Here is a 26,406-nt window from a genome sequence, read left to right as displayed (position 1 = left end):
AAAATTTTATGGCTACCGAATGGGAGGGTAAATCCAGAGGCACCGTTTTTGGATATAGAATTTTTGTGTTCTTTATGCAGAAATTCGGGGTGCGCTCTGCCTATTTTATTCTTTATTTTGTAGCTGCCTATTACTGTCTGTTTGCATTGGACAGTTCAAAATCCATCTACTATTATTTTAGAAAAAGAAGAGGGTACTCATTTTGGAAGAGTATCCTTTGTATTTATAGAAATTACTATGTGTTTGGAAAAACCATCATAGATAAGGTGGCTATCTCTTCAGGTCTAAAAGACTATTTTACTTATCAATTTGATGGGGTTGAGCTTTTGGAGGAGGCGCTTAAAAAGAAACAAGGTGGAATTTTAATCAGTGCCCATGTGGGTAATTTTGAAATCGCCGAACACTTTTTTGGAGAACTGGAAGATTGTGCTTCCATCAATTTGTTAACCACTGATGTAGAACACACTGCCATCAAGGAATATTTGGAAAGCGTTACCGTAAAATCCAACATCAAGCTCATCTTGATTCAAGAGGATCTTTCTCATATTTTCGAAATTAATGCGGCCTTGGCTCGTAACGAATTGGTTTGCATTACTGGCGATAGGTATGTGAAGGGATCTAAATTCATGGAGCATGAGTTGCTGGGGGAAACCGCACAATTTCCTGCTGGACCCTTTGTGCTCGCGTCAAGATTGCGTGTGCCGGTTTTGTTTGTGTATGTTATGAAAGAAACCAACAAACATTACCATTTGTATACACGGAAAGCACAATCCAAGCATAGGGATGCTGTTGGTTTGTTGGATGAATATACCAAAAGCGTAACCTGGATTCTTGAAAAGTATCCCTTACAATGGTTCAATTACTTCGATTTTTGGAAAACCGAAAATGAATCCTAAACTTGATTTTTTTTTTGATTAATTATTCCGTAATTACAGGAAAAATTAATTTTTGAAAAAAGTCCTCGTAATACACTATTCCCAATCGGGTCAACTTACAGAAATTGTCAATAATGTTAGTGCTCCTTTAATTTCGGAAGGACATCATGTGGACTTTTTGGAAATTGAAATGGAGACACCGTTTCCGTTTCCGTGGCCAAAAAATAAGTTTCTGGATGCCTTCCCTGAGTCTTTTTTACAAATTCCTCAAAAGGTAAAACCAATTCCACTATCTATAAAAAACACGGATTATGACTTAGTGATTTTTGGGTATAGTGTTTGGTATTTGACGCCTTCCATTCCTGCCAATTCATTTTTGGAAAGTGAGGAAGGAAAACAGTTGTTGGCCAATGCCAAGGTAGTGACGGTTATAGGCTGTAGAAATATGTGGGTGATGGCCCAAGAGAAGGTTAAGGAGAAATTAAAAGCCATTAATGCAGAGTTGGTGGGGAATATTGTTTTGGTAGATAGACATATTAATCACGTAAGTGTCATTACCATCGTAAAATGGATGTTTACGGGGGAAAAGAAGCGCTATCTTGGAATTTTTCCAAAACCTGGCGTGTCCCAGAAGGATATAGAGGAGTCTGAAAGATTTGGAACTGTTATTTCCAATGCTTTGAAAGTAGACGAATATTCAAGTCTTCAGGAAGGTCTACTTGCAAAAGGCGCAGTCATGATCAAGCCATTTTTGGTGGTGGCAGATCAACGTGCCAATGTGTTGTTTTCTAAGTGGGCAAACCTTATTCAAAACAAATCAAATAAGGATTCATCCAAGCGCCCTTTTTGGATTAAAATTTTTAAATATTACCTATTATTTGCCATTTGGATTATTGCCCCTGTTGTTTTTATTCTATTTTTGTTAAGCTATCTTCCTCTATATGGGAAGATAAAGAGAGACAAGGTGTATTTTTCATCTGTTTCATAATATAAGAAGGCCCTAGTTAATATATGAAAGAAGTTTACATAACTAAAACATCAAATTTTTTGCCTAACCGCCCTATCAGCAATGATGAAATGGAGGCAAAATTAGGAGAAATTAATGGGGTGCCATCCAAGGGACGCCGACTAGTTTTGAGAAACAACCAAATAAAGACAAGGTATTACGCGTTGGACGATGAGGGAAATGTGACGCACAATAATGCAGAGTTGGCCAAAGAGGCTATCTTAAATTTATGTGATGAAAATTTTCCACCTGAGGAAATTGAACTTTTGTCTTGCGGTACCTCCAGTCCAGATCAAATTTTACCATCCCATGCTTCTATGGTACATGGAGCTCTTAAGGGAGGGAATGCTGAAATCAATTCGCCTTCTGGAGCTTGTTGTTCTGGAATGAATGCCCTTAAGTATGGTTTTTTGTCTGTGAAGTCAGGGCAGACCGATAATGCGGTTTGTTCAGGGTCTGAACGAACGTCTTCATGGTTTAGGGCTACCATTTATACAAGCGAAATTGAACATTTGAAGGAGCTCGAGGAAAAGCCTATTATTGCTTTTAATAAGGATTTTTTGAGATGGATGCTGTCTGACGGCGCTGGAGCTTTTTTGTTGGAGAATGAGCCGAAGGGAAATTGCCCTTTGCGTATAGAGTGGATGGAAGGATATTCGTATGCTTTTGAATTGGAAGCTTGCATGTATGCTGGCGGTGATAAAATGACGGACGGGTCCTTAAAGGGATGGAGTGAATATCATTCTGAGGAGTGGAGTCAGCAATCCATTTTTGCTGCGAAGCAAGATGTGAAATTATTGGATCAGCACATTCTTAAGAAGGGAGTAGACAGCTTGAAACTGGCCTTGGATAAACACGGGTTAGCACCAGAAGATATCGATTATTTCCTTCCGCATATTTCTTCTTATTATTTTAAAGATTCCTTATACGAACAAATGAAAGCTAATGGTGTGCATATTCCTATGGAAAATTGGTTTACTAATTTGGCGACCGTTGGGAATGTAGGGTCGGCTTCCATATACATTATGTTGGATGAATTGGTGAATTCTGGAAAACTGAAAAAGGGCGACAAGATTTTATTGTCGGTTCCAGAAAGTGCCCGTTTTTCATATGCCTATGCATTTTTAACAGTGTGTTAGTATGGTAAAGAACGTGTTTCCAATTACCGATGTATTGCCATTGATTCCACAACGACATCCCTTTGTGATGGTAGATGTGCTTAAAGAATTTTCTAAAACTGAGGTGGTGTCGTCTTTTACTATTTTGGAAGATAATATCCTGACGGTTCAAGGAGGTTTTACAGAACCAGGTTTGGTGGAAAATATGGCGCAAACCGTGGCTTTGCATACGGGTTATGATTATTATCGCAGAGGGGAAGAAGCGCCTACAGGATATATTGGTTCCATTAAAAAAACGAGCATAAAAAAGTTGCCAGTGGTAGGTGATACCGTTACTACAAAAGCCATGATTTTACATGAAATTATGGGAGTGACCATGGTGAATGTAAAAGTATATAATGCCGAAGGAGAGGAAATTGCCTCAGGTGAAATGAAAACGGTTATTGCGGGCTAATGGAGGTTTTTAAGGCTTTGGATATTTCTCAATTTTTGCCGCACAGGCCGCCATTCCTGATGGTAGATTATGTGCTTTCCATCAGCGATGAGCATGTGTCTACGTCTTTTGAAATCAAGCCAGATAATATTTTTGCCGAACACGGAGTTTTTAATGAGGTAGGAATGGTAGAACATGCCGCTCAAACCTGTTCGGCCATTGTAGGGAAAAGCTATTATACCAACCAAGAAGAAGCGAAGCCAGAAAATAAACTGATTGGCTTTATTAGTGCTATTAAAAAGGTGATTATTTATGAGTGCCCAAAAGTTGGAGAAACCATTGTTTCGGAGGCTGTTCTAAAATCTAGATTTGATTCTGATAATTATAGCATTTGCACTTTTGAATGTAGTGTTTGCCATGGAGAGAATACACTGCTAACTTGTGAAATGAATTTGTTTATTCAAGAAACAGAGTAGAGGTCATGAAAAAGGAAGAGGTACCCCAAGATGAAAGTAACATTCAGTCTACAAACCAAAAGGAATTGTGTTATGCAGTTGGAGAAGATGGTAAATACACTACGGCCTTAAGTTCTGGTTGGGATCCTAAAACCATAGCCTTGAATAATGCCATTGAGGAAATTCAAAATCGGATTTCAAAAGCCAAAGAACGTGTTCTTAACAATCAAACAAGTCCTATAGAGTTTTATATGGAATCCCATAAAATGGACCTATCTATTTTGGCAAGTTATGTTGGTCTTTGGCAATGGCGGGTGAAACGTCACTTTAAACCTAAGGTGTTTCAAGGGCTTTCCAATAAAATGTTACAGCGGTATGCCGAGGTGTTTGATGTATCCGTGGAAACATTGAAAGATATTACATTATACAAAACCCCAGAGATAAAAAATAATACCCCAGATGAAAATTGAATTTAAGCACCAACAATCGGCACATTGTGAAAATGGTGTGATCTCTAATTTGATGAGGCATCACGGGTTCGATATCAGTGAACCTCTTGCCTTTGGTATTGGTTCAGGGTTGTTTTTTTGTTATGTGCCTTTTATAAAGGTGAATCATGCACCGGCCTTTACTTACCGCGGCTTACCCGGGATTATTTTCAAACGCTTTGCCAAGCGCGTTGGTATTAAAATTAAACGTGAAAAATTTAAGGATCCAAAGTTGGCAAAGGTAAGATTAGATGAAAACCTGAACAATAACAATCCAGTAGGCTTACAGGTAGGGGTGTATAACCTCGTGTATTTTCCAGATGATTACCGCTTTCATTTCAATGCCCATAATTTGGTGGTTTATGGAAAGGAAGATCAAACGTATTTGATTAGCGATCCTGTTATGGAAACCGTTACTACCTTAACTGATAAGGAACTTGAAAAAGTTCGGTTTGCCAAAGGAGCTTTTGCTCCCAAAGGTCAAATCTATTATCCTGTAGATTTTCCTGAAAAACTGAAGATTGAAAGTGCCATTGTAAAAGGCATCAAGCATACCTGCAAAGATATGTTGGCACCTATGCCGCTCATTGGTGTAAAAGGTATTCGCTATACGGCAAGGCTCATTAAAAAATGGCCAAAAACCAAGGGAGTAAAACTTGCCAATCACTATCTAGGACAAATTGTTAGAATGCAGGAAGAGATTGGTACTGGAGGTGGAGGCTTTAGATATATTTATGGGGCATTTTTACAGGAAGCAAGTGGCATTTTGAACAATCCAGAATTGGAAGTGCTTTCCAAAGAAATTACCGAAATAGGCGATTTATGGCGGGATTTTGCATTGGAGGCCTCTAGAATTTATAAAAATCGAAGTGCCCAAATGGACGCTTATGTAAAAGTAGCTACACAGTTGGAGCATATTTCAGATAGAGAAGAAACATTCTTTAAAAAATTAAAAAAAGCTATTTAAGGCAAATGATTTCTATCCAGCACATATCCAAAAAGTACAAAGGAGCCGATAATTATTCGGTTCTTGACTTGGATTTGCACATTGCTGAAAGAGAAATTTTTGGTCTTCTGGGACCCAATGGAGCTGGAAAAACTACGTTGATTTCCATGTTGTGTGCCTTGATAAAACCTACTTCGGGGACGTTCTCAATTGATGGTTTAACCTATAAAGAAAACAAAAGAAAATTAAAACAATTGATAGGTATTGTTCCTCAGGAATATGCTTTGTATCCTTCCTTGACCGCATTTGAAAATCTTCACTATTTTGGAAGTATGTATGGGCTAAAAGGAAAGGAGTTGCATGATAAAATCACCAATTTTTTAGAGCATTTGGGCTTGGGGAAATTCGCTAATAAACGAATCGAGACTTTTTCGGGAGGTATGAAGCGTCGTGTAAACTTGATTGCAAGCATTCTTCACGAACCAAAAGTATTGTTTTTGGATGAGCCAACAGTTGGTGTGGATGTGCAATCCAAAAATGTCATTATTCAGTTCCTTCAAGAGCTTAATGCCAAAGGCACCACAATTATTTACACGTCGCATCACCTTAATGAAGCTGAAAACTTCTGTACTAAAGTGGCCATTATAGACCATGGGAAAATTATAGTAGAAGGAGAGCCTGCACATTTAATTCATACTAACGAAGGCGCTCATAGCCTTGAGGATGTGTTTTTAAGTTTAACGGGAAAAGCACTTCGGGACCATGCATAAATTATGGGCAAGCACATATAAAGAGTTTTTGTTGCTCATCAGAGATATGGGAGGGGTAGCCATTTTGTTTGTCATGCCCCTGGTGCTCATCATTACCATCACCTTGATTCAAGATAGCACCTTTCAAACGGTAAAGGATGTTAAGATTCCAATTTTGATTGTGGATAACGATCATGGTGACGTAGCAAAAACCATGTTGGAAGGTTTGGAAGATTCCAATTCTTTTGAGGTTATTGAAAAGGAAACCGAAGAGGAAGCTAAAAACTTGGTGTCCAAAGGCGATTATCAATTGGCTGTAATCATCCCCGAGAAATTGACAGAGGATTTGCATCAAAAAATCAGCAATAATGTGGATGGAATCATGGCGAAAGTGATGGGAGAAGAAGCCGATTCTTTGCCAAAGCCTGATGTGGAAAATAAAGAAGTGAAGCTGTATTTCGATCCTGCTACCCAACAGTCTTTTAAAAGTTCGGTAAAAAATGGGATTGATAAAATGATTTCAAAAATAGAGACACAATCTATCTACAAAGCATTTCAAGAGCAGATTTCGGACAACCCTGAGGAAGCCATTTTTGAAACTGAAAATTTTATCACATTTACGGAGATTCTGCCAAAGATTGAAGGACGGGATGTGTTGCCAAATTCGGTACAGCACAATGTCCCCGCTTGGACCTTGTTCGCCATCTTTTTTATCATTGTTCCTCTGTCCATCAATATGGTCAAGGAAAAAAGCCAAGGCACTTTTGTTCGATTACGAACCAACCCTGTTTCCTATGCTACGGTATTAGGAGGGAAAACTATTTTATATTTATTGGTTTGCCTTATTCAATTTGTGTTGATGTTGTTGGTTGGGGTGTATGTGTTTCCTGCCATGGGCCTTCCTGCCTTGGATGTGTCTGGACGTTTGCCGTTGTTGTTTGTAGTGGCGGTTTTCTCCGGTTTGGCTGCAATTGGCTTAGGTTTGCTTTTGGGGACCTTGGCAAAAACCCAAGAACAATCGGCGCCATTTGGGGCGACTTTTGTTGTGATATTGGCCGCAGTAGGAGGAGTTTGGGTGCCAGTGTTTATCATGCCTAAGTTCATGCAAGTATTGTCCAATATTTCCCCAATGAATTGGGGCTTGAATGCCTTTTACGATGTGTTTTTACGACAGGCCAGCTTGATGGATATTGTTCCAGAAATAACATTACTTTTTATATTTTTTATATTAACTACCATAATTGCCATTGTTTATAATGAAAAGAAAAATGCAGTCTAAACAGAAAGAAATTGTGCACGTGAGTGAGGTGAGGGTGCGTTTTGTGGAAACAGATCCCTTGGGCATTGTGTGGCACGGCAATTACATTCAGTATTTTGAAGATGGAAGGGAAGCTTTCGGAAGAGAGCATGGTATTTCATATTTGGACCAAAAAGAGCATGGGTATGCTACGCCTATCGTAAAATCTAGTACAGACCATAAGCTACCGCTGAAGTATGGCGATGTGGCCACTGTAAAAACCATATATGTGGATACACCTGCAGCTAAAATGGTGTTTCGTTATGAAATATACAATCAGAACCAGCAATTGGTATGTACAGGAGAAACCATTCAGGTGTTTGTAGATAAGATAGGGGAAGGAGATTTGTCGTTAAACATTCCTCCATTTTTTATGGAATGGAAACAAAAAGTGGGGCTACTGGATGAATAAGGTTTATGTGTCACATAACAATATTGTTTCGGCTTTAGGCTTTGACAGTACATCTGTAGTTGAAAAGATGAAGTCTGAAGTTACAGGACTTGGTCTGGTTGAAAATAAAGCTTTACACGCCGAACCGTTTTTTTCGTCTTTGGTGAATACCGAACAATTACAATCGGCATTTCAGGAATTAAAACCTAAGGAAAAATACACTCGGTTAGAACAGATGATGATGGTTTCTTTAGACAAGGTTATCAAGTCTTCCAAGATTGCTTTGGATGAACGTGTTGGATTTATGATTTCAACCACCAAAGGCAATATTGATGTATTAGATGCCAATAGTCCATTTCCGAAGGAAAGAGGTTATTTAAGTGAGTTGGGAAAGGTTGTAAAAGAGTTCTTTGGATTTAAAAACGATGCCATTGTTGTTTCTAATGCCTGTGTGTCTGGAATTTTATCGGTTGCCCTTGCTAAAAGGTATATTGAACAAAATGTATATGACCATGTATTTGTGGTCAGTGGGGATGTAGTCAGTGAGTTTATCTTGTCTGGATTCAATTCCTTTCAAGCGATGAGCAATAAACTTTGTAAACCCTACGACAAGCATAGAAAAGGTATCAATATAGGTGAAGTAGCGGCGAGTATTTTGGTGACAAAAGATGATGCTGGGTTGCCAGATGAGGCCATGGTGATTTTAGGTGAAGGCTCTTGTAATGACGCCAATCATATTTCAGGACCATCTAGAACGGGAGAAGGACTTTATAGAAGTATGCAAACCGCATTTAGGGAGGCAAAAATTCAACCAGAAGAGATAGATTATATCTCGGCCCATGGAACGGCAACTTTGTTCAATGATGAAATGGAAGCCATTGCTTTTAACAGGATGGGATTGCAGGAGGTGCCATTGAACAGTTTGAAGGGGTATTTTGGGCACACTTTGGGAGCTTCGGGATTGTTGGAAACCATTATTGGGATGCATTCGGCACACAACAATACCTTGTATAAATCCTTAGGTTTTGAAACAATGGGTGTCACCCAACCAATAAATGTTATAAATTACACAAGACAACATAACATACAGACCTTTTTAAAAACAGCTTCTGGATTTGGAGGTTGCAATACGGCTGTAATTTTTCAAAAACTAGCTCAATAAACCGTAAACTATGGCAAACAATTCAATTAAAGCAATTGACGCCCTCGAGGAAGCTCATAAAATTGCCTTTGCACCCTTTGTATTTCAAGCTGTTGTATCCCTTCGTAAATTGGGGGTCTTTGATAAAATTTTTCAACATAGAAAGAAAGGAGGGATTTCTCTGGAAGCTATTGCCGAAGAATTGTCTCTTAGTGCTTATGGAGTTGGGGTGCTGTTGGAAATTGCCGAAAGCTCAGATATTGTAGAGAGAAACGAATTGGGGAATTATGAAGTGACTACGACAGGATATTTTCTGACTTACAATGAAACGGTAAATGTCAATATCAATTTTACGCAAGATGTATGTTATAAGGGGCTTTTTCATTTAGATGAAGCCATTAAAACGGGAAAGCCCGAAGGTTTGAAGGAGTTGGGGGGTTGGAGTACCATTTACGAAGGCTTGTCTAAATTAACGCCACAACAACAAAAGGCATGGTTTGAATTTGATCATCATTATTCCGATGATATTTTTTCTGAAGCTTTGGAGATGTTGTTTTCCAAAGAACGCAAGCATATATTTGATATAGGAGCCAATACAGGTAAGTTCTCCATTCGTTGCAGTAAATTCAACAAGGATGTAAAGGTAACTATGATAGATCTTCCTGGGCAATTGGCGAAAGCAATGGCCAATGCAGAAGAGGCTGGTGTTCAGGATCGCGTGTCCGCCTATGAAATAGATTGGCTTTCCAAAGATCCTAAAATTCCAACTGGAGCAGATACTATATGGTTGTGTCAATTTTTGGATTGTTTTTCAAAACCAGAAATAGAAAACATTTTGTCCATCTGTGCCAATGCCATGGATAAGCATGCCGAACTTATCATTGTAGAAACCTTTACCGATCGTCAACGTTTTGATAATGCCAAGTTTATACTAGAGGCTACTTCGCTGTATTTTACGGTATTGGCCAATGGCAATAGTAAAATGTATCAAGCCAAAGAATTGTTGGAAGTTATAGACAATGCAGGTCTTGTAGTCAAAGAAGACAAACCTTTAGGGGAATACCATACCATGTTGGTTTGCCAAAAGAAATAAAATTATGAATGCCCCATTTAATATAAGTTCATATGCCTCCATAAGAGGAGGAAAGGTAACCTTGAACGGTCAACATCTTTATGAAGGCTCCTATACTGAATTTTCAGAATTCATCAAAGCAGCATATAAAGCATTAGGGGTGAAATACCCCAAGTTTTTTAAGATGGATAATTTGAGCAAATTGGCTTTTTTAACAGCTGAGGTGCTTCTTAAAAATGAAAACTTAAATCTTGAGGCAGATAATAATATTGCGATAGTCTTGTCCAATAGAGCCTCTAGCTTGGATACTGATAGAGCGCATCAAGCCTCTATTCAAGATAAAGATAATTATTACCCTAGTCCTGCTGTGTTTGTGTACACTCTGCCTAATATTTGCATAGGCGAGATTAGTATTAAATATAAGCTGTATTCTGAAAATAGTTTTTTTATATTTGACAGAATCAATGCCGATCATTTGTTTACTTCCGCATCTAATCTCTTGGAAACAGGAAAGGCAGATCAAGTGCTTTGCGGATGGGTAGATTTTGATTCCGATAGCTATGAGGCATTTTTGTATTTGGTTTCCGAAAAAGAAGGAAAACCCCATACAAATCAACAAATTTTAAAATTATACAATACATAATATGGAAGCTTTAAAACAAGAATTGAAAGAGAACATAATAGAGCAATTAAATTTGGAGGATATGGTTGTTGCAGATATAGCAGATGACGATATGCTTTTTGGCGATGGTTTGGGGTTGGACTCAATCGACGCCTTGGAATTGATTGTGATGCTCGATAAAAACTACGGAATTAAGCTTACCGATCCAAAAGAGGGACGTGCCATTTTTGAGTCTATAAATACCATGGCAGCCTACATTTCAGAAAACAGAACCAAGTAATCGTATTTAATGGGGAAAGGGGTAGCCATAACTGGAATGGGTATTGTATCTGCCATTGGAAACAATGTGGATGAAAATTACCAATCTTTGATTGCGGGAAAGAAAGGAATTTCAAGGATTTCCAAGATCGATACCATTCATAAGGATGACATCATGGTTGGCGAAATTGCCACGACAAACCAAGAGTTCATTTCGCAAATGGGCCTGTCTCCAGAAAATAATTATTCCCGTACGGCTCTTCTTGGAGCCGTAGCTGCCAAACAGGCCGTGAACAGTGCGGGCATAACGGATATCACCAAATACAAAACAGGTTTGATTTCAGCCACGAGTGTTGGAGGAATGGATATGACCGAAAAATATTATTACGAATATCCAACTAATACAGCTGTTCAAAAGTATATTGATGGCCATCATGCAGGGGATTCTACCCAAAAAATTGCGGAACAGTTGGGCATCGAGAAGGGATTGGTAACCACTATTAGTACGGCATGTTCTTCAGCTGCCAATGCCATCATGTTTGGAGCCAGATTGATTAAATCTGGGCAGTTGGACAGAGTGGTCGTTGGAGGGGCCGATTGTTTGTCGAAGTTTACTATTAACGGATTTAAAACTTTGATGATTCTGTCCGATACGTACAATACGCCTTTTGATGAACACCGTAAAGGCTTGAATTTGGGAGAGGCCGCCGCGTATTTGGTTTTGGAATCGGATGCTGTGGTTAAAGCTGAAAATAAACCAGTTTTGGCATACGTAAAAGGTTATGGAAATGCCAATGATGCCTTTCACCAAACCGCCTCATCAGAGTATGGAGACGGAGCAACCCTAGCCATGGAAAAGGCTCTTGAGTTAGCAGGTTTGGAACCTAAGGATATAGATTACATCAATGCCCATGGTACAGCCACAGGAAACAACGATTTGTCTGAAGGCCGCGCCATTATAAGAGTCTTTGGGGATGCCGTTCCGGAATTTAGTTCAACTAAGGCTTATACCGGCCATACTTTGGCTGCTGCTGGAGCTATAGAAGCTGTGTATTCCATTTTGGCACTTCAGCATAATACGATTTTTCCCAACCTAAACTTTAAAACACCCATGGATGCTTTTAAAATTCGTCCAGAGGTGAGTTTGAAGACAAAGGAATTACATGCGGTAATGTCCAATTCGTTTGGTTTTGGCGGAAATTGTTCCACCGTGATATTTTCAAAAGAAGCCTAATGAAAAATGTATATATCAATAGTGTAGGATCTATTTCAGCACAAAAAACTTATGATAACAATGAGTTTTTAAGTGAGGTGGTCTCTTATGAAGAACAAATACTGCCCGTAGTAGATCCTAACTACAAGAATTATATCCCACCTGCCGCTGCCCGTAGGATGGCAAAGGGCATCAAGATGGGAGTGGTGGCTTCCAAAATAGCCCTTCAGGACGCTGGTTTGGAGGAAGTGGATGCCATTATTACAGGAACAGGGATGGGCTGTTTGAGGGATTCAGAAAAATTTCTCAGCGCGATTCTAGATAATAATGAACAGTACCTTACGCCAACGTCTTTTATACAATCCACTCACAATACGGTAGGAGGTCAAATTGCTCTGGAGCTGCAATGCAAAGGGTACAATTTTACATATGTGCATTCTAGTGTGTCTTTTGAATCGGCCATGATGGATGCCAAATTGCAGTTGGAATTGGATGAAGCCCAAAATATTTTAATTGGAGGTGTGGATGAAATAGGAGAGTATACTGCAGGGCTTCATAAAATAATTGGTCATATAAAACCGGAGGCAGAAGATGTTTTGCAAGTATTGCAATCCAAGACCAAAGGTACTATTTATGGTGAAGGTGCCAATTTTTTTGTACTATCCAATGAAAGGAATGAGAATTCATACGGAAAGATAAAGTCGGTTTCCATTTTCAATACCTTATCAAAATCTGAATTGAACAATGAGGCAGAAGCGTTTTTGTCTGCCAATGGTGTGTCGGCTGAAGATATTGATGTTGTTGTGCTCGGGAATAATGGCGATGTAGAATTTGATGGCTATTATGAAACTTTGGCAAATGGATTGTTTCAAAATACACCGCAAGTGTGTTACAAACATTTGTGCGGCGAATTCAACACAGCTTCATCTTTTGGGTTTTGGGTAACCGCGAAGATGTTAAAAAACCAAGCTTTGCCTGAAGTTTTACGATTCAATGATTTTCCTGTGAAGGAGATTAAACAGGTGTTGTTGTACAATCAATATCGGGGAGAGAATCATAGTTTTACCCTGGTGGAGCAATGCTAAACTTCAAAACCGTAAATATAACGGCAGCTGTTGTTTTTATTGGCTTGTTGCTTATTTCGGCTCTTTACGGAATATCCATTTGGTGGTTTTTTGTGTTCGGTCTGTTGTGGTTAACCGTAACGGGAATGGGGTCGGCATTTATAGGTTGGGATTATCACATTACCTCAATTAATTTTTGTTCGAACACATCCGGAAATCAAATTGCCATTACTTTTGATGATGGTCCAAATCCGGAATTTACGCCAAGAGTGTTAGATCTTTTAGAAGCTCATAAGGCAAAGGCTACTTTTTTTTGTATTGGCAAACACATTGCTTCATATCCAGAGATTTTCCAACGTATTTTGGATGAAGGTCATACTGTGGGGAACCACACATTCTCGCATACCAATGGCTTCGGATTTTTACCTACTGCTAAGGTGGTTTCAGAGTTGTCGCAAACTAATGCAGTTGCCAAAAAGCATTCAGGATTAGTCTTGAATCTATACCGTCCTGCATTTGGCATTACTAATCCAAATATTGCCAAGGCCTTAAAAATTTTGGGAATGCAATCCATTGGATGGAACAAGCGCTCTTTGGATACCACTTCATTAAGCGAAGCACAAATTTTAAGGCGAATTACCAAAGGACTAAAAAGGGGAGATATCATTCTTTTGCACGATACCAGCGAAAAATCGGTAAGGGTTTTGGAACAGTTATTGTTATTTTTACGCCAAAAGAATTTAGAATCTGTCTCTGTAGATTCGCTGTGTAACATAAAAGCTTATGCGTAACCTATTATATATTTTATTTTTTGTGGTTGGAACTGTACAGGCCCAAACCAAAATGACTTCGTCCGAAGCGAAAGCTTTGAAAGAAAAAGTAAAGGCCCTGGCTTTGACGACCAATTCCATAGTGAGCGATTTTACACAATATAAACATATGGACTTCTTGTCGGAGGATATTGTGACCAAGGGAAATATGGCCTTTAAATCACCTGACTTGTTGAAATGGGCCTATGAAGAACCTTTTAAATATCAGGTTATCTTTAAAAATGAAACACTTTATATTGATGATGAAGGCAAAAAAAGTAATGTAGACCTGGGGTCCAATAAGATGTTTAAGGAATTAAATGCCTTTATCGTTAAAAGTGTCAAAGGAGATATGTTTGATGACCAAGCTTTCGATATTTCCTATTTCAAGGTTGATCATCATGATGAAGTGTATTTTACACCAAAGGATACTCGGTTTTCAAAATTCATCAAAACATTTCAAATCACTTTTAATGAACAAGGCGATGTTGTTCAGGTAAAAATGGTTGAACCTTCTGGCGATTATACAAAAATTGTGTTCAGTAATAAAGTCTTAAATGCCCCATTGGATGACAAGATGTTTGCTCATTAGTTTAGGGGTGCTTTTCTTGGTGTCCTGCGGCTCTTATCCAAAAAGGAATGGATTTCAAAGGGAGGCCTTGCAACCTTCAATTGAAAATCTATATTTCTCCAACGAAACCAAAGATTATGTTTACAAGGCCAATATAGAGGTGTATGGCAAAACTTTTGGAGGTTTGTTTATTGTTAAAAAACTTGGTGACAATAAGCACAGAGTAGCCTTTACTACTGAAATGGGCAATAAATTGTTTGATTTCTCTTTTGAAAATGAGGAGTTCTCTGTGAACTATATTTTGGGGGAACTGGACAGAAAAATGCTAATCAATATTTTAAGGGATGATTTTTGGGTGTTGCTTAAAAGTCCATTGGAAGTGGTGGATGTTTATGGACAGAATAATTTCCATATTTTTGAGGCCATGTTGGATAGGTATCCCCATTTTTATTTTTTTGAAAATGACCAGTTGAAAAAAGTGATCAGAACGAAGGGAGGGAAGGAAAAGGTTGATTTTTTATTTGAGGATACAGAGGGGGCAACAGCAAGACAGATTCAAATTATACATCACAATATAAAATTGAAAATTAACCTCAAATCAATTAAATAACCAAGCAAGATTATGAATCACCTTATATTGATGTCTCTGTTTGTTTGCGTGGCTTTCAATTTTAAATAATTTTTATGCTATTAAATAATTTTTATGCTATTAAAGGATTTTTATACCGTCAATGAAATAGTAGTAGCAGGACAATCGGCTACTGCAAAAATTACCATAAACAAGAATCATGAAGTGTTCAAAGGGCACTTTCCAGGAAATCCTGTGACACCGGGTGTGTGCATGATGCAGATTATAAAAGAATTGACAGAGCAGATAGTCAACAAAAAGTTGTTTATGGAATCTTGCAGCAATGTCAAGTTTATGGCCATCATCAATCCTGAAGTCACACCAGATTTGCATTTGGATCTTTCTTTTACAGAGGAGGATAATGTTGTAAAAGTTAAAAATGTAACCAAATTTAATGATACTGTGGCTCTTAAATTGTCTTCGGTATTTAAAGTTTTGTAAGCATGAAAATACTCTTCCTTTTCGTTGGTGCATTTATCTTATTTCAAGCTTTGGATTTGAAAGAAGTGCGCGTAGCCTACAAGGAAGCAGCCCATGACTCTGCCAAAGTAGATGGATTTTATAATTCAATGTTGAAGGTTACCAAAGATGATGATGTTTCATTGGTAGCTTATAAAGGCGCAGCCATTGCTTTAAAAGCTAGACAGGCTCAAACCATAAAAGAGAAAAAGGAAGGTTTTATGGAAGGTGTGTCCTTTATTGAATTTGCTATAGAAAAGGCACCTAGTGCTATTGAGCCACGTTTTGTGAGGTTGGGAATTCAGGAGAATACCCCTAAATTGTTAAAATACAAGGAGGATATCGAGGAGGATAAAACAATGATTTTAAATCAATTTGAAACCATCGATTCTCCCAACCTGAAAGGGCATATCAAGGACTATATTTTGCAGTCCAAAGTCTTTACAACTGAAGAAAAAACAGTAATTTCGAAGCTCTAATAGAATAAGCCTTCATTTAAGTGAATACAGACCTGATTCCACAAAAAATCAAAGACCTAAAGGTTTGTGTGTTGATACCTACATACAATAACCATCGCACCCTACAGAGAGTCATCGATGGGGTCTTGCAGTATACAGATGAGGTTTTGATTGTAAATGATGGCTCTACTGATTCTACGAGAACTATACTGCAGTCCTATACCAATATCCAATGTTTACATTTTACGGAAAACAAAGGGAAAGGTGTTGCTTTAAGGGAAGGGTTTAAAAAAGCTGCCGAATTGGGGTATGACTATTCCATTACGATCGATTCGGACGGGCAGCATTTTCCGAGTGACATCCCTGTGTTTTTGGAAGCTTTGGAGGAGCATCCTACAGGTGAATTGTTGTTAATAGGCGCTCGTAATATGAGTCAAGAAGGGGTGCCGTCCAAGAGCAGTTTTGGGAATAAATTTTCCAATTTTTGGTTTTGGTTTGAGACGGGAATCAAATTGGACGATACGCAATCGGGTTTTCGACTTTATCCTTTGAAACATTTAAAGGCGCTCAATTTTTATACTACCAAATTTGAATTTGAGATAGAAGTGATTGTTAAGGCTGCCTGGAGAGATGTTGAAGTGAAAAATGTTCCTATTCAGGTGCTTTACGATGAAAGTGAACGCGTTTCTCACTTTAGACCATTTAAGGATTTTACCCGAATTAGTATCTTAAATACTTGGTTGGTATTCTTGACTATTTTCTACATCAAACCAAGGGAGGTTTATCGTAAACTTAAAAAAAAAGGGATTAAGCGTTTTTTTGTTGAAGACTTTTTAGGGAGTTATGATTCACCAAGTAAAAAAGCCTTGTCCATAGCTCTTGGAGTGTTTGTTGGGCTGTCACCATTTTGGGGATTTCACACTGTATTGGTTATTTTTCTTGCCATATTTTTGAAGTTGAACAAGGCCATTGCTTTTGCTTTTTCTAATGTAAGTTTACCTCCTTTTATCCCTTTTGTTTTATATGCTAGCTCAAAAATTGGTCAATATCTATTAGGAGTGGAATTTTCGTATTCTATAGATGAGGTAACCTCCAATTTTGGTGTCATCAAACATCTGGAAGCTTATTTGGTAGGGAGTTTTGCTTTGGCCGCTCTGATGTCCAGTGTTTTTGGAATATTGGGGTTTCTTTTCTTTTCTATTGTTGACAAAAAGAAAGTGGTTTTAAAGAATGGCTAAAGTGTTCTACGGGTTATACCAAATTATTGCCAAAAGAAAAACCATAAGTTTTTTGGGAATCCTTTTGTTGGTTTCTGCTCTATTTTGGTTGGCAAGCCACATAACCTTTGAGGAAGACATTACAAAACTTATTCCTGTTGAAGAAAAAGACTCCGATATTCAAAAGGTACTCCAAACGGTCAATTTTGCGGATAAAATCATTGTCCATATTTCAAAGGAATCTTCTGGTTCTGTAGAAGTGCTTACAGAATATGGTGCTCAGTTTTTGGATAGCATACATACCAATTTTTTACCTTACATAAAGGATGTTCAGGGTCGTTTTGAGGACGAACAAGCTTTACAAACCTTGGATTTTGTCTATCAAAATTTACCATTGTTTATAGACGATGAGGATTATGCCGTCATTCAGCAGAAATTGGAGAAGGACAGTATTGAGAAGATCACTAAAAATAACTATAAAACCTTGGTGTCTCCAACAGGGATTGTTGCCAAGCAAACCATTTTAAAGGATCCTTTAGGGTTGTCTTTTATGGGACTGAATAAGCTAAGACAATTGAGTTTTGGTGATGATTTTACGCTGTACAACGGATTTTTACTCAGCAAAGACCAAAACCATCTGTTATTATTTATCACACCAAATTTCAGTTCGAGTGAAACAGCTCAAAACACCTTGTTTGCTGATAAATTGTACGGTCTCCAAGAGACGTTGAATTTGGAGTATAGGGAGACAACTGTGCGGAGCGAATATTTTGGTGGAGCTTTGATTGCTGTTGAAAACGCCAAACAAATTAAGAAGGATATTCAGTTTACGGTTGGGATTGCCATGACTGTTTTGCTCATTATTCTGATTGTTTTCTATAAGCGCCTTTGGTTACCTATCATACTTTTTGTGCCAACTTTGTTTGGAGGTTTCGTAGCCATTGCAGTTTTGTTCCTTATTAGGGAAAAAATATCAGCGGTATCTTTGGGAATTGGCTCGGTGCTTCTAGGGGTGACCTTGGATTATTCGTTACATGTATTAACACATATCAGAAGCAATAGTAACATGAAAGCCTTGTACGAGGATATCACGAAACCTATTTTGATGAGTAGCTTGACCACGGCCTTAGCCTTTTTGTGCTTGTTGTTTGTGAAATCGCAGGCCCTTCAGGATTTAGGCGTTTTTGCGGCCATTAGTGTTTTGGGGGCTTCGGTATTTGCATTAATTTTTATTCCGCAAGTTTATAAGGAATCACAAAAACATACAACAAAATCTACTTGGATTGATACTTTGGCATCGTTTCCTTTGCATCGTAAAAAGTGGGCTTTTGCCCTTTTGGCCATTGGTTTTGTGATTAGCGTATTCACTTATTCGAAAGTGGAATTTAATCAGGATATCAGTAAGCTCAATTATGAGCCACCGGCATTAATGGCCGCTCAAAAGCGTTTGGATACGCTTACCAATATTGCATCGAAATCTATGTACTTGGCGGCTTATGGGAATTCTCCTCAAGATGCTATTGCAGCCAACGATTTGGTGTTTGAAAAGCTGAGCACTTTAAAAGAAAAGAATGCCATTATTAATTTTAGTTCTCTAGGCGCTTTGGTGCAATCTCAGGAACAACAACAATCAAAAATCAATAAATGGCGTGTGTTTTGGAATGATTCCAGGATTCATGAAGTGGAAAATAACATTATTGAAAGCAGCAGGCCATTAGGGTTTAAGGATGCGACATTTGGAAAGTTCTATGCGCTTTTGAATTCAGATTTTCAGCCTTTGTCCCTTGAGGGATATCATGCCATTGAAGCTATTCCTGTTGACGATTATATAAGTTCCAAAAATGGTTTTACTACCGTAACCTCTCTTGTTAAGTTAAAGGAGGAGCAGGTAGAGGAGGCCCTTGGAGTTTTTGGAAACCAACCTAATGTTTTGGTTATTGATCGGCAACAGATGAATGAACGGTTTTTGGGACATCTTAAAAACGATTTCAACAATCTGTTGGGTTACTGTTTTTTGGTAGTAGTACTATTGTTGTTACTATTTTATAGAAGTGTGTCGCTTACATTGGTTACCATGTTACCAATTATGTTGACATGGTTTTTAACTATAGGTTTAATGGGACTTTTTGGAGTTCAGTTCAATATTTTCAATATTATCATTTCGTCTTTCATTTTTGGATTGGGGATTGATTATAGCATTTTTGTCACCAATGGATTACTGCATCAATACCGCACAGGGGAGCCTATGCTGGTGACCTATAAAACTTCCATAATACTATCGGTAATAACAACAATTTTGGGTGTTGGCGTGATGATTTTTGCCAAGCACCCAGCATTATATACTATTTCAGTAGTTTCTATTATCGGGATTTTATCGGCCATGATTGTGTCGTTTACCATTCAGCCGGCATTATTCTGGTTGTTTATTGGAAGTAAAACAAAGCGACCAATTAATTTGCGTTTATTGTTGCATTCGGTGGTTTCTTTTGGGTATTATGGTTTGGGGGGCTTGTTGTTGTCTTTGTACAGTGTTGCGATTATGCCATTGATCCCTATGAGTAAAAAATTGAAGATGAAATGGTTCCATAAAGTGGTGTCCAAGTTCATGAAATCGGTGTTGTACACCAATCCCTTTGTAAAGAAAAACATTATTAATCCAAGTAAAGAAACTTTTGAAAAACAGGCGGTAATTATTGCCAACCATACCTCTTTCTTGGATATTTTGGCGATTGGGATGCTCCATCCAAAAATCATTTTTTTGGTAAACGATTGGGTATATAATTCGCCAATTTTTGGAAAAGCGGTACAATTGGCAGGGTTTTATCCAGTGTCTAGTGGTATCGAAAATGGGGTTTCCCACCTAAAGCAAAAAGTAGATCAGGGCTATTCGTTAATGGCCTTTCCTGAGGGCACAAGATCAAGAACCAATAAGATTAAGCGTTTTCATAAAGGTGCCTTTTATTTGGCAGAGCAATTTCAGTTGGATGTTGTCCCTGTGATCATTCATGGAAATTCAGAAGTATTGCCAAAAGGTAGTTTTGTTATCAAGGATGGAGAAATCACCCTTAAGGTTTTACCTAGAATTCCTTATGGAACAAATAACTTTGGGAAGACAACTAGGGAGCAAACTAAAAATATCAGTGCCTATTTTAAGGTAGAATATGAGGTTCTTAGACAACAATTGGAAGGTAAGGAGTATTTTCATAGCATCGTTTTGGAGGATTTTAGGTATAAAGGAGATGTCTTGTATACCAAAGTGAAAAGTGATTTGAAGGTGAATGCTGAAATCTATAGAACCATTTTAGATCAAGTAGATAAACGTGCTACAATCTTGCATTTATCAAAAGATTGTGGACAATTGGATTTTCTTTTATCTTTAGATAGTCCAGACCGAAAAATCTTTAGCTGTATTACCGATAAAAATGTGCGCGGCATATTAAAAAGTAGTTATATTAGTAACAACAACAGTAAGATAGCCTATGTAGAGTCGATGGAGGAATTATTAAAAGCACCAGCTGATACATGTATCCTAAACAAGGGAGGATATCCAGAAAATGATTTAAGGAAATTGTTGAAAAATTTCACAGGAACTCAACTCGTACTTTTGAATATGGGCACTAAAGAATTTTGCAGTCTAGAAAATTATACAGTACAATTTGAACAAAAGCATCTAGTTATTCTAAACAAAACCATTACAGCTTGAAATTAAAAGAGTCATATGATATTGTTATTGTTGGTAGTGGATTGGGTGGATTGGTGTCTGCCATTATTTTGGCAAAGGAAGGTTATAGTGTCTGTGTGCTCGAGAAAAACAATCAATACGGGGGAAATCTTCAAACCTTCGTTCGGGACAAAACCATTTTTGATACCGGAGTCCATTATATAGGCGGCTTGAGTGAAGGCCAAAACCTGTATCAATATTTCAAATACATAGGTGTCATGGACGAGCTTCAGCTTAAAAAGATGGATGAGGACGGTTTCGATGTCATTTTGTTCGAAGGAGATGATAAGGAATACAGGCATGCTCAGGGATATGGGAATTACGAAAAGGTGCTCTTGGAACAGTTTCCAGAGGAAGGCATCGCCATAAAGAAATACTGTAGTAAATTAAGGGAAGTTTGTGCCAAGTTTCCATTGTATGCATTGCAACGAGGGAAGGCGTATTATGATGATGCCGAGATTTTTAATTTGGGCGCCAAAGATTATATAGATTCCTTAACTAATAATGAAACCTTAAGGGCTGTGTTGTCTGGCAATAACTATCTGTATGCTGGGGATGCTACAAAAACGCCTTTTTATGTACATGCTTTATCTGTGAACTCATTTATTGAAAGTTCTTATCGTTGTGTGAATGGAGGAAGCCAAATAACAAAACTTTTGGTGAGAAGACTTTTGGAGCATGGCGGGGAGGTGTATAAGCACCATGAAGTGGAAAAGTTTACCTATGAAGAAGGTAAGATAGCCTCTGTAATCTGTACCAATGGAGCAGAGGTAAAAGGCGGTTTGTTCATTTCGAATATAGAACCCAAATTGACCCTTAAAATGGTGGGAGAAGATAAGTTTAGAAAGGCTTACACTAATAGGGTCGAAAATATTGAAAGTACCATTGCAGCCTTCACTGTTTATTTGGTATTAAAGCCCAATACTTTTAAATATCACAATAAAAATTATTACTTTTTTAAGGATGTCAATAACATTTGGGACACTCAAAATTACACAGAAGAGAGTTGGCCCGAAAGTTATATGATGTCCATGGGGGTGCATAAAAATAATGAGGAATATGGTGATAGTATTGCCATTATGACCTATATGAGATATGAAGAAATGCAACCTTGGGAGAATACCTTTAATACTGTTGCCCATAAAAATGAGAGAGGGCAAAGTTATGAGGAATTCAAAGCCGAAAAGGCCGAAAAGGTGATTGATGAACTTGAAAAGAAATTTTCCAATATACGCGAGTGCATAGAAGAAGTGTATACGTCAACGCCACTGTCTTATCGTGATTATATAGCTTCCAATAGAGGATCGATGTATGGATACGTAAAAGATGTAAACAAGCCCATGCAGTCTTTTATTTCCCCAAAAACCAAGGTTGAAAATTTGATGTTTACAGGCCAGAGTTTGAATATGCATGGGATTTTAGGGGTCACTATTGGAGCGGTAATAACCTGTTCGGAGATTTTGGGAAGGGACTATTTACTGGATAAAATTTTGGAAGCAAACAAAAAAGCGCAAACAGTGTAATATGCAAACAATTAAAACATCCCCGGTAGCACGAGTAAAGAATATTACGAAAGAAGATTTCGTCAAACATTATTACAAACCTCAGATACCCGTTTTAATTGAAAATTTAACTCGCGATTGGCCTGCTTTTGAAAAATGGAATCTGGATTATATCCAACAAAGGGCGGGTGATCAAGTTGTAGATTTATACAATAACGAACCTACAAAAGGAAAGCAGTATTCAGCAGAACCTGTTATGAAAATGAAACTCCATGACTATATGGAGATTTTAAAAACCAAGCCTACAGATTTAAGGATTTTCTTTTATAATATTTTAGACAAAATGCCAGATTTGGCCAATGATTTTGAATATCCAGATATTGGTTTGAAATTTTTCAAGCGGCTGCCCGTAATGTTTTTTGGGAGTACAGGATCTAAAGTGTTGCCGCATTTTGATATGGACTTGGCCGATTTGATGCATTTCCATTTTCATGGAAAAAAAAGTGTGATGTTATTCTCTCCAGAGCAGACCAAATACCTTTATAAAATACCTTATGCCGTCCACAATTTGGAATGTATCGATCTGGACAATCCCGATTTTGAGACGTATCCTGCATTAAAAAATCTTAACGGTTTACAAGTCGAGATGAAACACGGTGATGCCCTTTACATGCCCAGCGGCTATTGGCATTACATAAAGTATTTGGATGGTGGATTCTCCATGACCTTAAGGGCCTTTTCAAGGCGTCCAAAGACCTTTGCAAAAATGTTGAGCAATGTGTTTGTCATGAGGCATTTTGAAAATGGAATGCGTAAACTGAAAGGGCAACAATGGATAGATTACAAAAATGAGTTGGCCATAGCAAAAACTCATAAATTATTAAAAAGGGAAGCTTAGTTGTATGATGTATAAAAAGGGGCTCTTAGCTCTGAATGGTTTGATGCTGATTGTCATGACCTCTTGTGGCGTTTCAAAGTCATTGCATGACATTCCAAATGTTAGTGGTTTCAATTCTCAAATTCCAGATAGGCAAGAAATAGCTGATACGTTGTTTGTAGCAGGAACCAATAGGTTGATGAAAAATCAACAAGGGTTATGGGAGCTTTCGGTGGAAGGAAACCCGTATCAGTTGGGTATGGTTTCTGGAAGTTTGACTCATGAATTATTTGAAAAACAGGAAGAAGCACTTTTGGGCAAGGTGGAAGAAATGGTACCTTCTAAATTCAAACAATACATGCTCCGAAAAATATTGGCCTGGTACAATAGAAAAATGTACTTGCATGTACAGGAAGAATACAAGGCTGAAATCTTGGGGCTTTCAAAATATGCAGGGGACACTTATGATTATGTCGCCGATGATTATTTGCGGATTTTATATTTACACGGTGCCCATGATATAGGCCATGCGTTTCAAGATTTGGCTTTGGTGGGCTGTTCTTCTTTTGCCGTGTGGGGAAAAAATACAGACGATGGAAACCTAATAATAGGACGCAATTTTGACTTTTATGCAGGCGATGAGTTTTCTGAAAATAAGTTGGTAGCCTTTGTGAAACCAACAAATGGATACAAATTCATGTCGGTTACTTGGGCTGGGATGATTGGGGTTGTGTCTGGAATGAATGAAAAAGGTTTGACAGTAACTATAAATGCAGGAAAATCAAAGGTGCCTATGGTGGCCAAAACGCCAATATCCATTGTGACTCGTGAAATTTTACAGTATGCTTCTACCATTGAGGAGGCTATTGCTATTGCCAAAAAAAGAGAGGTGTTTGTGTCCGAATCTATTTTTGTGGGGAGTGCGGCAGACAACAAGGCGGTAACTATTGAAGTGTCTCCAGAAAATTTTGGAGTTTATGAAGTGGCAAATTCGGAAGAATTGATCTGTTCCAATCATTTTCAAAGTGAAGCTTACACCAATGATGAAGATAATTTAAAACATATTGCAGAAAGTCATTCCATGTACAGGTATCAAAGAATGGAAGAGCTTTTAAATGAGGTTCCTAAAGTGTCTCCCGAGGTGGCTGTGGATATTTTAAGGAACAAGGAAGGGCTCGATGATGAATTAATTGGTTATGGCAATGAAAAATCCCTAAATCAGTTGTTGGCACACCACGGTATTGTATTTCAGCCGTCAAAGAGGCTGGTTTGGGTTTCTGCACCGCCTTATCAGTTGGGAGCATTTGTAGCTTATGATTTGGAGGAGGTGTTTGCAACGGATAATGAAAAGACAGCTTCCCTACAAAATAAAGCGCTTATGATAGAAGCTGATGAGTTTTTGTTTACTGAGGCCTATGCTAATTATGAGAAATACCGAGGGTTGAGTAGAAGCTTGGCAGATGCCATTCAAAATGATGGACATCTGGAACCCGAGTTGCTTTTGGGGTTTCAAAAATCAAACCCTAATTATTGGGAGACCTATTACTTGTTAGGGCAATATTATTACGGAAAAAAATACTATACTGCAGCGCAAAATGCGTTTGAGAAGGCGTTGTCCAAAGAAATTTCAACAGTGCCCTATAAGCGGGATATTCAACATTATATAAAAAAAATAAAACGACAATTACAGTAATGATTCCAGAAATTGAAAAAGCGTCGTTGGCAGACATTAAGTTGTTCCAAGAGGAAAAATTAAGTGAGCTTTTAACTTATCTACAGGCGAACTCTAAGTATTACCAAAAGGTGTTTAAAGAACAGGATATTGATGTGTCAACCATTAAAACTCTTGAAGACTTGGTGAAACTTCCCTTAACTACGAAAGAGGATTTACAGAAGTACAATGACGATTTTTTATGTGTTCCAAAGCGCAAGGTGATTGATTATGTTACGACCTCAGGTACTTTGGGGGATCCGGTAACTTTTGCTCTTACAGATAACGATTTGGAGCGTTTGGCTTATAATGAGGCTATTTCATTTGCTTGTGCAGGGGTAGCTGAAACCGATGTTTTGCAACTTATGACTACCATCGACAGGCGTTTTATGGCCGGATTGGCTTATTTTTTAGGTGTACGTAAATTGGGAGCGGGAATTATTAGAGTTGGAGCAGGGATTCCGGAATTGCAGTGGGATTCTATTTTAAAATTTAAACCAACCTATCTTATAGCCGTGCCTTCGTTCTTGTTGAAATTGATAGAATATGCCAACCAGCATAGTATAGATTTGAAAGAATCAGGTGTGAAAGGCGCCATTTGTATAGGGGAGTCCTTAAGAAATCAGGATTTCACCTTGAATACACTTGCTGAAAAAATTACTTCGAATTGGGACGTTGAATTATATTCTACCTATGCCTCAACTGAGATGAATACAGCTTTCACAGAATGTGAACATCAGCAAGGAGGGCATCACCATCCAGAATTGATTATTGTAGAGATCTTGGACGATGACAATTTGCCTGTGATAGATGGAGAAGTGGGTGAACTCACTATTACCACTCTTGGTGTGGAAGGGATGCCGCTTTTAAGGTTTAAGACTGGCGATATGGTCAAGGCCCATACCTCACCATGTAAATGTGGTCGAAATACTATGCGTTTGGGGCCTGTTGTAGGAAGGAAAAAACAAATGATCAAATACAAGGGGACGACTCTGTATCCGCCGGCAATGGATAATATTTTAAACGATTTTCAAGAGGTGCAGAGTTATATTGTGGAAATTTCCAATAATTCGATAGGGACAGATGAAATTTGTATTAAGATTGCGGCCAGTAGTCCTTCAGACGAATTGCAGCAAGCCATCAAGGATCATTTCAGGGCAAAATTGCGGGTGGCTCCCAAAGTTGAATTCCACGATGCTCAAGATATCAGTGCTTTACAGTTTCCAAAAATGAGTCGTAAACCCATTAAGGTAATCGATAACAGAAAATAGGGAATCCTTGTTCGTTTTGGAATCTGAAAATGTAAAAGGCTAATTTTTCGTTTT

At 38.2% G+C, this 26,406-nt stretch carries 27 protein-coding genes; all 27 read left to right on the top strand.

All coding sequences use genetic code 11. From position 1 onward, the window contains the following. Nucleotides 1-8 precede the first annotated feature (8 nt). Complete coding sequence (locus AC6I5C_RS14385; protein WP_053978208.1) at nucleotides 9-896, top strand: lysophospholipid acyltransferase family protein; 888 nt, start codon at nucleotides 9-11, stop codon at nucleotides 894-896. Nucleotides 897-948: 52 nt separating this feature from the next. Next, entirely contained in the window at nucleotides 949-1,863 is a 915-nt protein-coding gene (locus tag AC6I5C_RS14380; protein ID WP_497905758.1) for a dialkylresorcinol condensing enzyme DarA, read from the top strand. A gap of 23 nt (nucleotides 1,864-1,886) precedes the next feature. Further along, on the top strand, nucleotides 1,887-3,020 hold the full coding sequence (gene darB / locus AC6I5C_RS14375; RefSeq protein WP_497905757.1) for a dialkylresorcinol biosynthesis protein DarB: 1,134 nt from the start codon (nucleotides 1,887-1,889) through the stop codon (nucleotides 3,018-3,020). Between the two features lies 1 nt (nucleotide 3,021). Next, complete coding sequence (locus tag AC6I5C_RS14370; protein WP_497905756.1) at nucleotides 3,022-3,453, top strand: hotdog family protein; 432 nt, start codon at nucleotides 3,022-3,024, stop codon at nucleotides 3,451-3,453. Then, a complete protein-coding gene (locus AC6I5C_RS14365) occupies nucleotides 3,453-3,908 on the top strand; it encodes a hotdog family protein (RefSeq protein WP_497905755.1) in 456 nt (151 codons plus the stop codon). Before AC6I5C_RS14370 ends, AC6I5C_RS14365 begins: the two co-directional genes overlap by 1 nt. A gap of 5 nt (nucleotides 3,909-3,913) precedes the next feature. Continuing rightward, nucleotides 3,914-4,357, top strand: coding sequence for a flexirubin biosynthesis protein DarG (gene DarG, locus AC6I5C_RS14360; protein ID WP_497905754.1), 444 nt, complete (start codon nucleotides 3,914-3,916; stop codon nucleotides 4,355-4,357). Beyond that, nucleotides 4,347-5,342, top strand: a complete 996-nt coding sequence (gene darH / locus AC6I5C_RS14355) for a BtrH-related acyltransferase DarH (RefSeq protein WP_497905753.1) — start codon at nucleotides 4,347-4,349, stop codon at nucleotides 5,340-5,342. Before DarG ends, darH begins: the two co-directional genes overlap by 11 nt. A gap of 5 nt (nucleotides 5,343-5,347) precedes the next feature. After that, nucleotides 5,348-6,091, top strand: coding sequence for an ABC transporter ATP-binding protein (locus tag AC6I5C_RS14350; protein ID WP_497905752.1), 744 nt, complete (start codon nucleotides 5,348-5,350; stop codon nucleotides 6,089-6,091). Beyond that, complete coding sequence (locus AC6I5C_RS14345; protein ID WP_497905751.1) at nucleotides 6,084-7,349, top strand: ABC transporter permease; 1,266 nt, start codon at nucleotides 6,084-6,086, stop codon at nucleotides 7,347-7,349. The genes AC6I5C_RS14350 and AC6I5C_RS14345 overlap by 8 nt, the downstream gene beginning before the upstream one ends. After that, nucleotides 7,327-7,779: an acyl-CoA thioesterase gene (locus AC6I5C_RS14340; RefSeq protein WP_497905750.1), complete on the top strand. Its 453-nt coding sequence runs from the start codon at nucleotides 7,327-7,329 to the stop codon at nucleotides 7,777-7,779. Before AC6I5C_RS14345 ends, AC6I5C_RS14340 begins: the two co-directional genes overlap by 23 nt. Beyond that, nucleotides 7,772-8,920, top strand: coding sequence for a beta-ketoacyl-[acyl-carrier-protein] synthase family protein (locus tag AC6I5C_RS14335; protein WP_497905749.1), 1,149 nt, complete (start codon nucleotides 7,772-7,774; stop codon nucleotides 8,918-8,920). The genes AC6I5C_RS14340 and AC6I5C_RS14335 overlap by 8 nt, the downstream gene beginning before the upstream one ends. A 10-nt stretch (nucleotides 8,921-8,930) precedes the next feature. Further along, nucleotides 8,931-9,992 (top strand): SAM-dependent methyltransferase, encoded by a 1,062-nt coding sequence (locus AC6I5C_RS14330; protein WP_497905748.1) that lies wholly within the window; start codon nucleotides 8,931-8,933, stop codon nucleotides 9,990-9,992. Between the two features lie 4 nt (nucleotides 9,993-9,996). Next, nucleotides 9,997-10,614, top strand: a complete 618-nt coding sequence (locus AC6I5C_RS14325) for a 3-oxoacyl-ACP synthase (protein ID WP_497905747.1) — start codon at nucleotides 9,997-9,999, stop codon at nucleotides 10,612-10,614. 1 nt (nucleotide 10,615) lies between these two features. Beyond that, nucleotides 10,616-10,873, top strand: a complete 258-nt coding sequence (locus AC6I5C_RS14320) for a phosphopantetheine-binding protein (RefSeq protein ID WP_053978220.1) — start codon at nucleotides 10,616-10,618, stop codon at nucleotides 10,871-10,873. A gap of 9 nt (nucleotides 10,874-10,882) precedes the next feature. Then, nucleotides 10,883-12,085: a beta-ketoacyl-[acyl-carrier-protein] synthase family protein gene (locus AC6I5C_RS14315; RefSeq protein WP_497905746.1), complete on the top strand. Its 1,203-nt coding sequence runs from the start codon at nucleotides 10,883-10,885 to the stop codon at nucleotides 12,083-12,085. Next, a complete protein-coding gene (locus tag AC6I5C_RS14310) occupies nucleotides 12,085-13,149 on the top strand; it encodes a beta-ketoacyl synthase N-terminal-like domain-containing protein (RefSeq protein ID WP_497905745.1) in 1,065 nt (354 codons plus the stop codon). Before AC6I5C_RS14315 ends, AC6I5C_RS14310 begins: the two co-directional genes overlap by 1 nt. Then, nucleotides 13,143-13,919 carry a polysaccharide deacetylase family protein gene (locus AC6I5C_RS14305; protein WP_497905744.1) on the top strand — a complete coding sequence of 259 codons (777 nt, stop codon included), beginning with the start codon at nucleotides 13,143-13,145 and terminating at the stop codon, nucleotides 13,917-13,919. Before AC6I5C_RS14310 ends, AC6I5C_RS14305 begins: the two co-directional genes overlap by 7 nt. Next, a complete protein-coding gene (gene lolA2 / locus AC6I5C_RS14300; protein ID WP_497905743.1) occupies nucleotides 13,912-14,529 on the top strand; it encodes a flexirubin biosynthesis/transport protein LolA2 in 618 nt (205 codons plus the stop codon). The genes AC6I5C_RS14305 and lolA2 overlap by 8 nt, the downstream gene beginning before the upstream one ends. Next, the gene (lolB2, locus tag AC6I5C_RS14295; protein WP_497905742.1) at nucleotides 14,507-15,118 is read left to right on the top strand and encodes a flexirubin biosynthesis protein LolB2; all 612 of its coding nucleotides are present in this window, start codon (nucleotides 14,507-14,509) and stop codon (nucleotides 15,116-15,118) included. The genes lolA2 and lolB2 overlap by 23 nt, the downstream gene beginning before the upstream one ends. Before the next feature lie 93 nt (nucleotides 15,119-15,211). Beyond that, nucleotides 15,212-15,577, top strand: a complete 366-nt coding sequence (locus tag AC6I5C_RS14290; protein ID WP_497905741.1) for an ApeI family dehydratase — start codon at nucleotides 15,212-15,214, stop codon at nucleotides 15,575-15,577. A gap of 2 nt (nucleotides 15,578-15,579) precedes the next feature. Next, a complete protein-coding gene (locus AC6I5C_RS14285) occupies nucleotides 15,580-16,074 on the top strand; it encodes a hypothetical protein (RefSeq protein WP_497905740.1) in 495 nt (164 codons plus the stop codon). A gap of 20 nt (nucleotides 16,075-16,094) precedes the next feature. Beyond that, nucleotides 16,095-17,291: a DUF2062 domain-containing protein gene (locus AC6I5C_RS14280; protein ID WP_497905739.1), complete on the top strand. Its 1,197-nt coding sequence runs from the start codon at nucleotides 16,095-16,097 to the stop codon at nucleotides 17,289-17,291. Then, nucleotides 17,284-20,973, top strand: coding sequence for an MMPL family transporter (locus tag AC6I5C_RS14275; RefSeq protein WP_497905738.1), 3,690 nt, complete (start codon nucleotides 17,284-17,286; stop codon nucleotides 20,971-20,973). Before AC6I5C_RS14280 ends, AC6I5C_RS14275 begins: the two co-directional genes overlap by 8 nt. Then, complete coding sequence (locus AC6I5C_RS14270; RefSeq protein ID WP_497905737.1) at nucleotides 20,970-22,514, top strand: phytoene desaturase family protein; 1,545 nt, start codon at nucleotides 20,970-20,972, stop codon at nucleotides 22,512-22,514. Before AC6I5C_RS14275 ends, AC6I5C_RS14270 begins: the two co-directional genes overlap by 4 nt. 1 nt (nucleotide 22,515) lies before the next feature. Then, a complete protein-coding gene (locus AC6I5C_RS14265; RefSeq protein WP_497905736.1) occupies nucleotides 22,516-23,391 on the top strand; it encodes a cupin-like domain-containing protein in 876 nt (291 codons plus the stop codon). Between the two features lie 7 nt (nucleotides 23,392-23,398). After that, nucleotides 23,399-25,063: a C45 family autoproteolytic acyltransferase/hydrolase gene (locus AC6I5C_RS14260; protein ID WP_497905796.1), complete on the top strand. Its 1,665-nt coding sequence runs from the start codon at nucleotides 23,399-23,401 to the stop codon at nucleotides 25,061-25,063. After that, nucleotides 25,063-26,352, top strand: coding sequence for a flexirubin biosynthesis putative acyl-CoA ligase FlxY (gene flxY, locus AC6I5C_RS14255; protein ID WP_497905735.1), 1,290 nt, complete (start codon nucleotides 25,063-25,065; stop codon nucleotides 26,350-26,352). Before AC6I5C_RS14260 ends, flxY begins: the two co-directional genes overlap by 1 nt. The last annotated feature ends 54 nt before the right edge of the window (nucleotides 26,353-26,406 follow it).

The organism is Mangrovimonas sp. sgz306409 (assembly GCF_059735265.1).
The sequence above is the reverse complement of the archived record's forward strand: the minus strand, read 5'-3'. Positions and strand labels throughout refer to the sequence as shown.

Coding starts and splice junctions, on each gene's coding strand:
- AC6I5C_RS14385 (WP_053978208.1), top strand. CDS start 9: ATGGCTACCGAATGGGAGGGTAAATCCAGAGGCACCGTTTTTGGATAT.
- darB (WP_497905757.1), top strand. CDS start 1,887: ATGAAAGAAGTTTACATAACTAAAACATCAAATTTTTTGCCTAACCGC.
- AC6I5C_RS14370 (WP_497905756.1), top strand. CDS start 3,022: ATGGTAAAGAACGTGTTTCCAATTACCGATGTATTGCCATTGATTCCA.
- AC6I5C_RS14365 (WP_497905755.1), top strand. CDS start 3,453: ATGGAGGTTTTTAAGGCTTTGGATATTTCTCAATTTTTGCCGCACAGG.
- DarG (WP_497905754.1), top strand. CDS start 3,914: ATGAAAAAGGAAGAGGTACCCCAAGATGAAAGTAACATTCAGTCTACA.
- darH (WP_497905753.1), top strand. CDS start 4,347: ATGAAAATTGAATTTAAGCACCAACAATCGGCACATTGTGAAAATGGT.
- AC6I5C_RS14350 (WP_497905752.1), top strand. CDS start 5,348: ATGATTTCTATCCAGCACATATCCAAAAAGTACAAAGGAGCCGATAAT.
- AC6I5C_RS14345 (WP_497905751.1), top strand. CDS start 6,084: ATGCATAAATTATGGGCAAGCACATATAAAGAGTTTTTGTTGCTCATC.
- AC6I5C_RS14340 (WP_497905750.1), top strand. CDS start 7,327: ATGAAAAGAAAAATGCAGTCTAAACAGAAAGAAATTGTGCACGTGAGT.
- AC6I5C_RS14335 (WP_497905749.1), top strand. CDS start 7,772: ATGAATAAGGTTTATGTGTCACATAACAATATTGTTTCGGCTTTAGGC.
- AC6I5C_RS14330 (WP_497905748.1), top strand. CDS start 8,931: ATGGCAAACAATTCAATTAAAGCAATTGACGCCCTCGAGGAAGCTCAT.
- AC6I5C_RS14325 (WP_497905747.1), top strand. CDS start 9,997: ATGAATGCCCCATTTAATATAAGTTCATATGCCTCCATAAGAGGAGGA.
- AC6I5C_RS14320 (WP_053978220.1), top strand. CDS start 10,616: ATGGAAGCTTTAAAACAAGAATTGAAAGAGAACATAATAGAGCAATTA.
- AC6I5C_RS14315 (WP_497905746.1), top strand. CDS start 10,883: ATGGGGAAAGGGGTAGCCATAACTGGAATGGGTATTGTATCTGCCATT.
- AC6I5C_RS14310 (WP_497905745.1), top strand. CDS start 12,085: ATGAAAAATGTATATATCAATAGTGTAGGATCTATTTCAGCACAAAAA.
- AC6I5C_RS14305 (WP_497905744.1), top strand. CDS start 13,143: ATGCTAAACTTCAAAACCGTAAATATAACGGCAGCTGTTGTTTTTATT.
- lolA2 (WP_497905743.1), top strand. CDS start 13,912: ATGCGTAACCTATTATATATTTTATTTTTTGTGGTTGGAACTGTACAG.
- lolB2 (WP_497905742.1), top strand. CDS start 14,507: ATGACAAGATGTTTGCTCATTAGTTTAGGGGTGCTTTTCTTGGTGTCC.
- AC6I5C_RS14290 (WP_497905741.1), top strand. CDS start 15,212: ATGCTATTAAAGGATTTTTATACCGTCAATGAAATAGTAGTAGCAGGA.
- AC6I5C_RS14285 (WP_497905740.1), top strand. CDS start 15,580: ATGAAAATACTCTTCCTTTTCGTTGGTGCATTTATCTTATTTCAAGCT.
- AC6I5C_RS14275 (WP_497905738.1), top strand. CDS start 17,284: ATGGCTAAAGTGTTCTACGGGTTATACCAAATTATTGCCAAAAGAAAA.
- AC6I5C_RS14265 (WP_497905736.1), top strand. CDS start 22,516: ATGCAAACAATTAAAACATCCCCGGTAGCACGAGTAAAGAATATTACG.
- AC6I5C_RS14260 (WP_497905796.1), top strand. CDS start 23,399: ATGTATAAAAAGGGGCTCTTAGCTCTGAATGGTTTGATGCTGATTGTC.
- flxY (WP_497905735.1), top strand. CDS start 25,063: ATGATTCCAGAAATTGAAAAAGCGTCGTTGGCAGACATTAAGTTGTTC.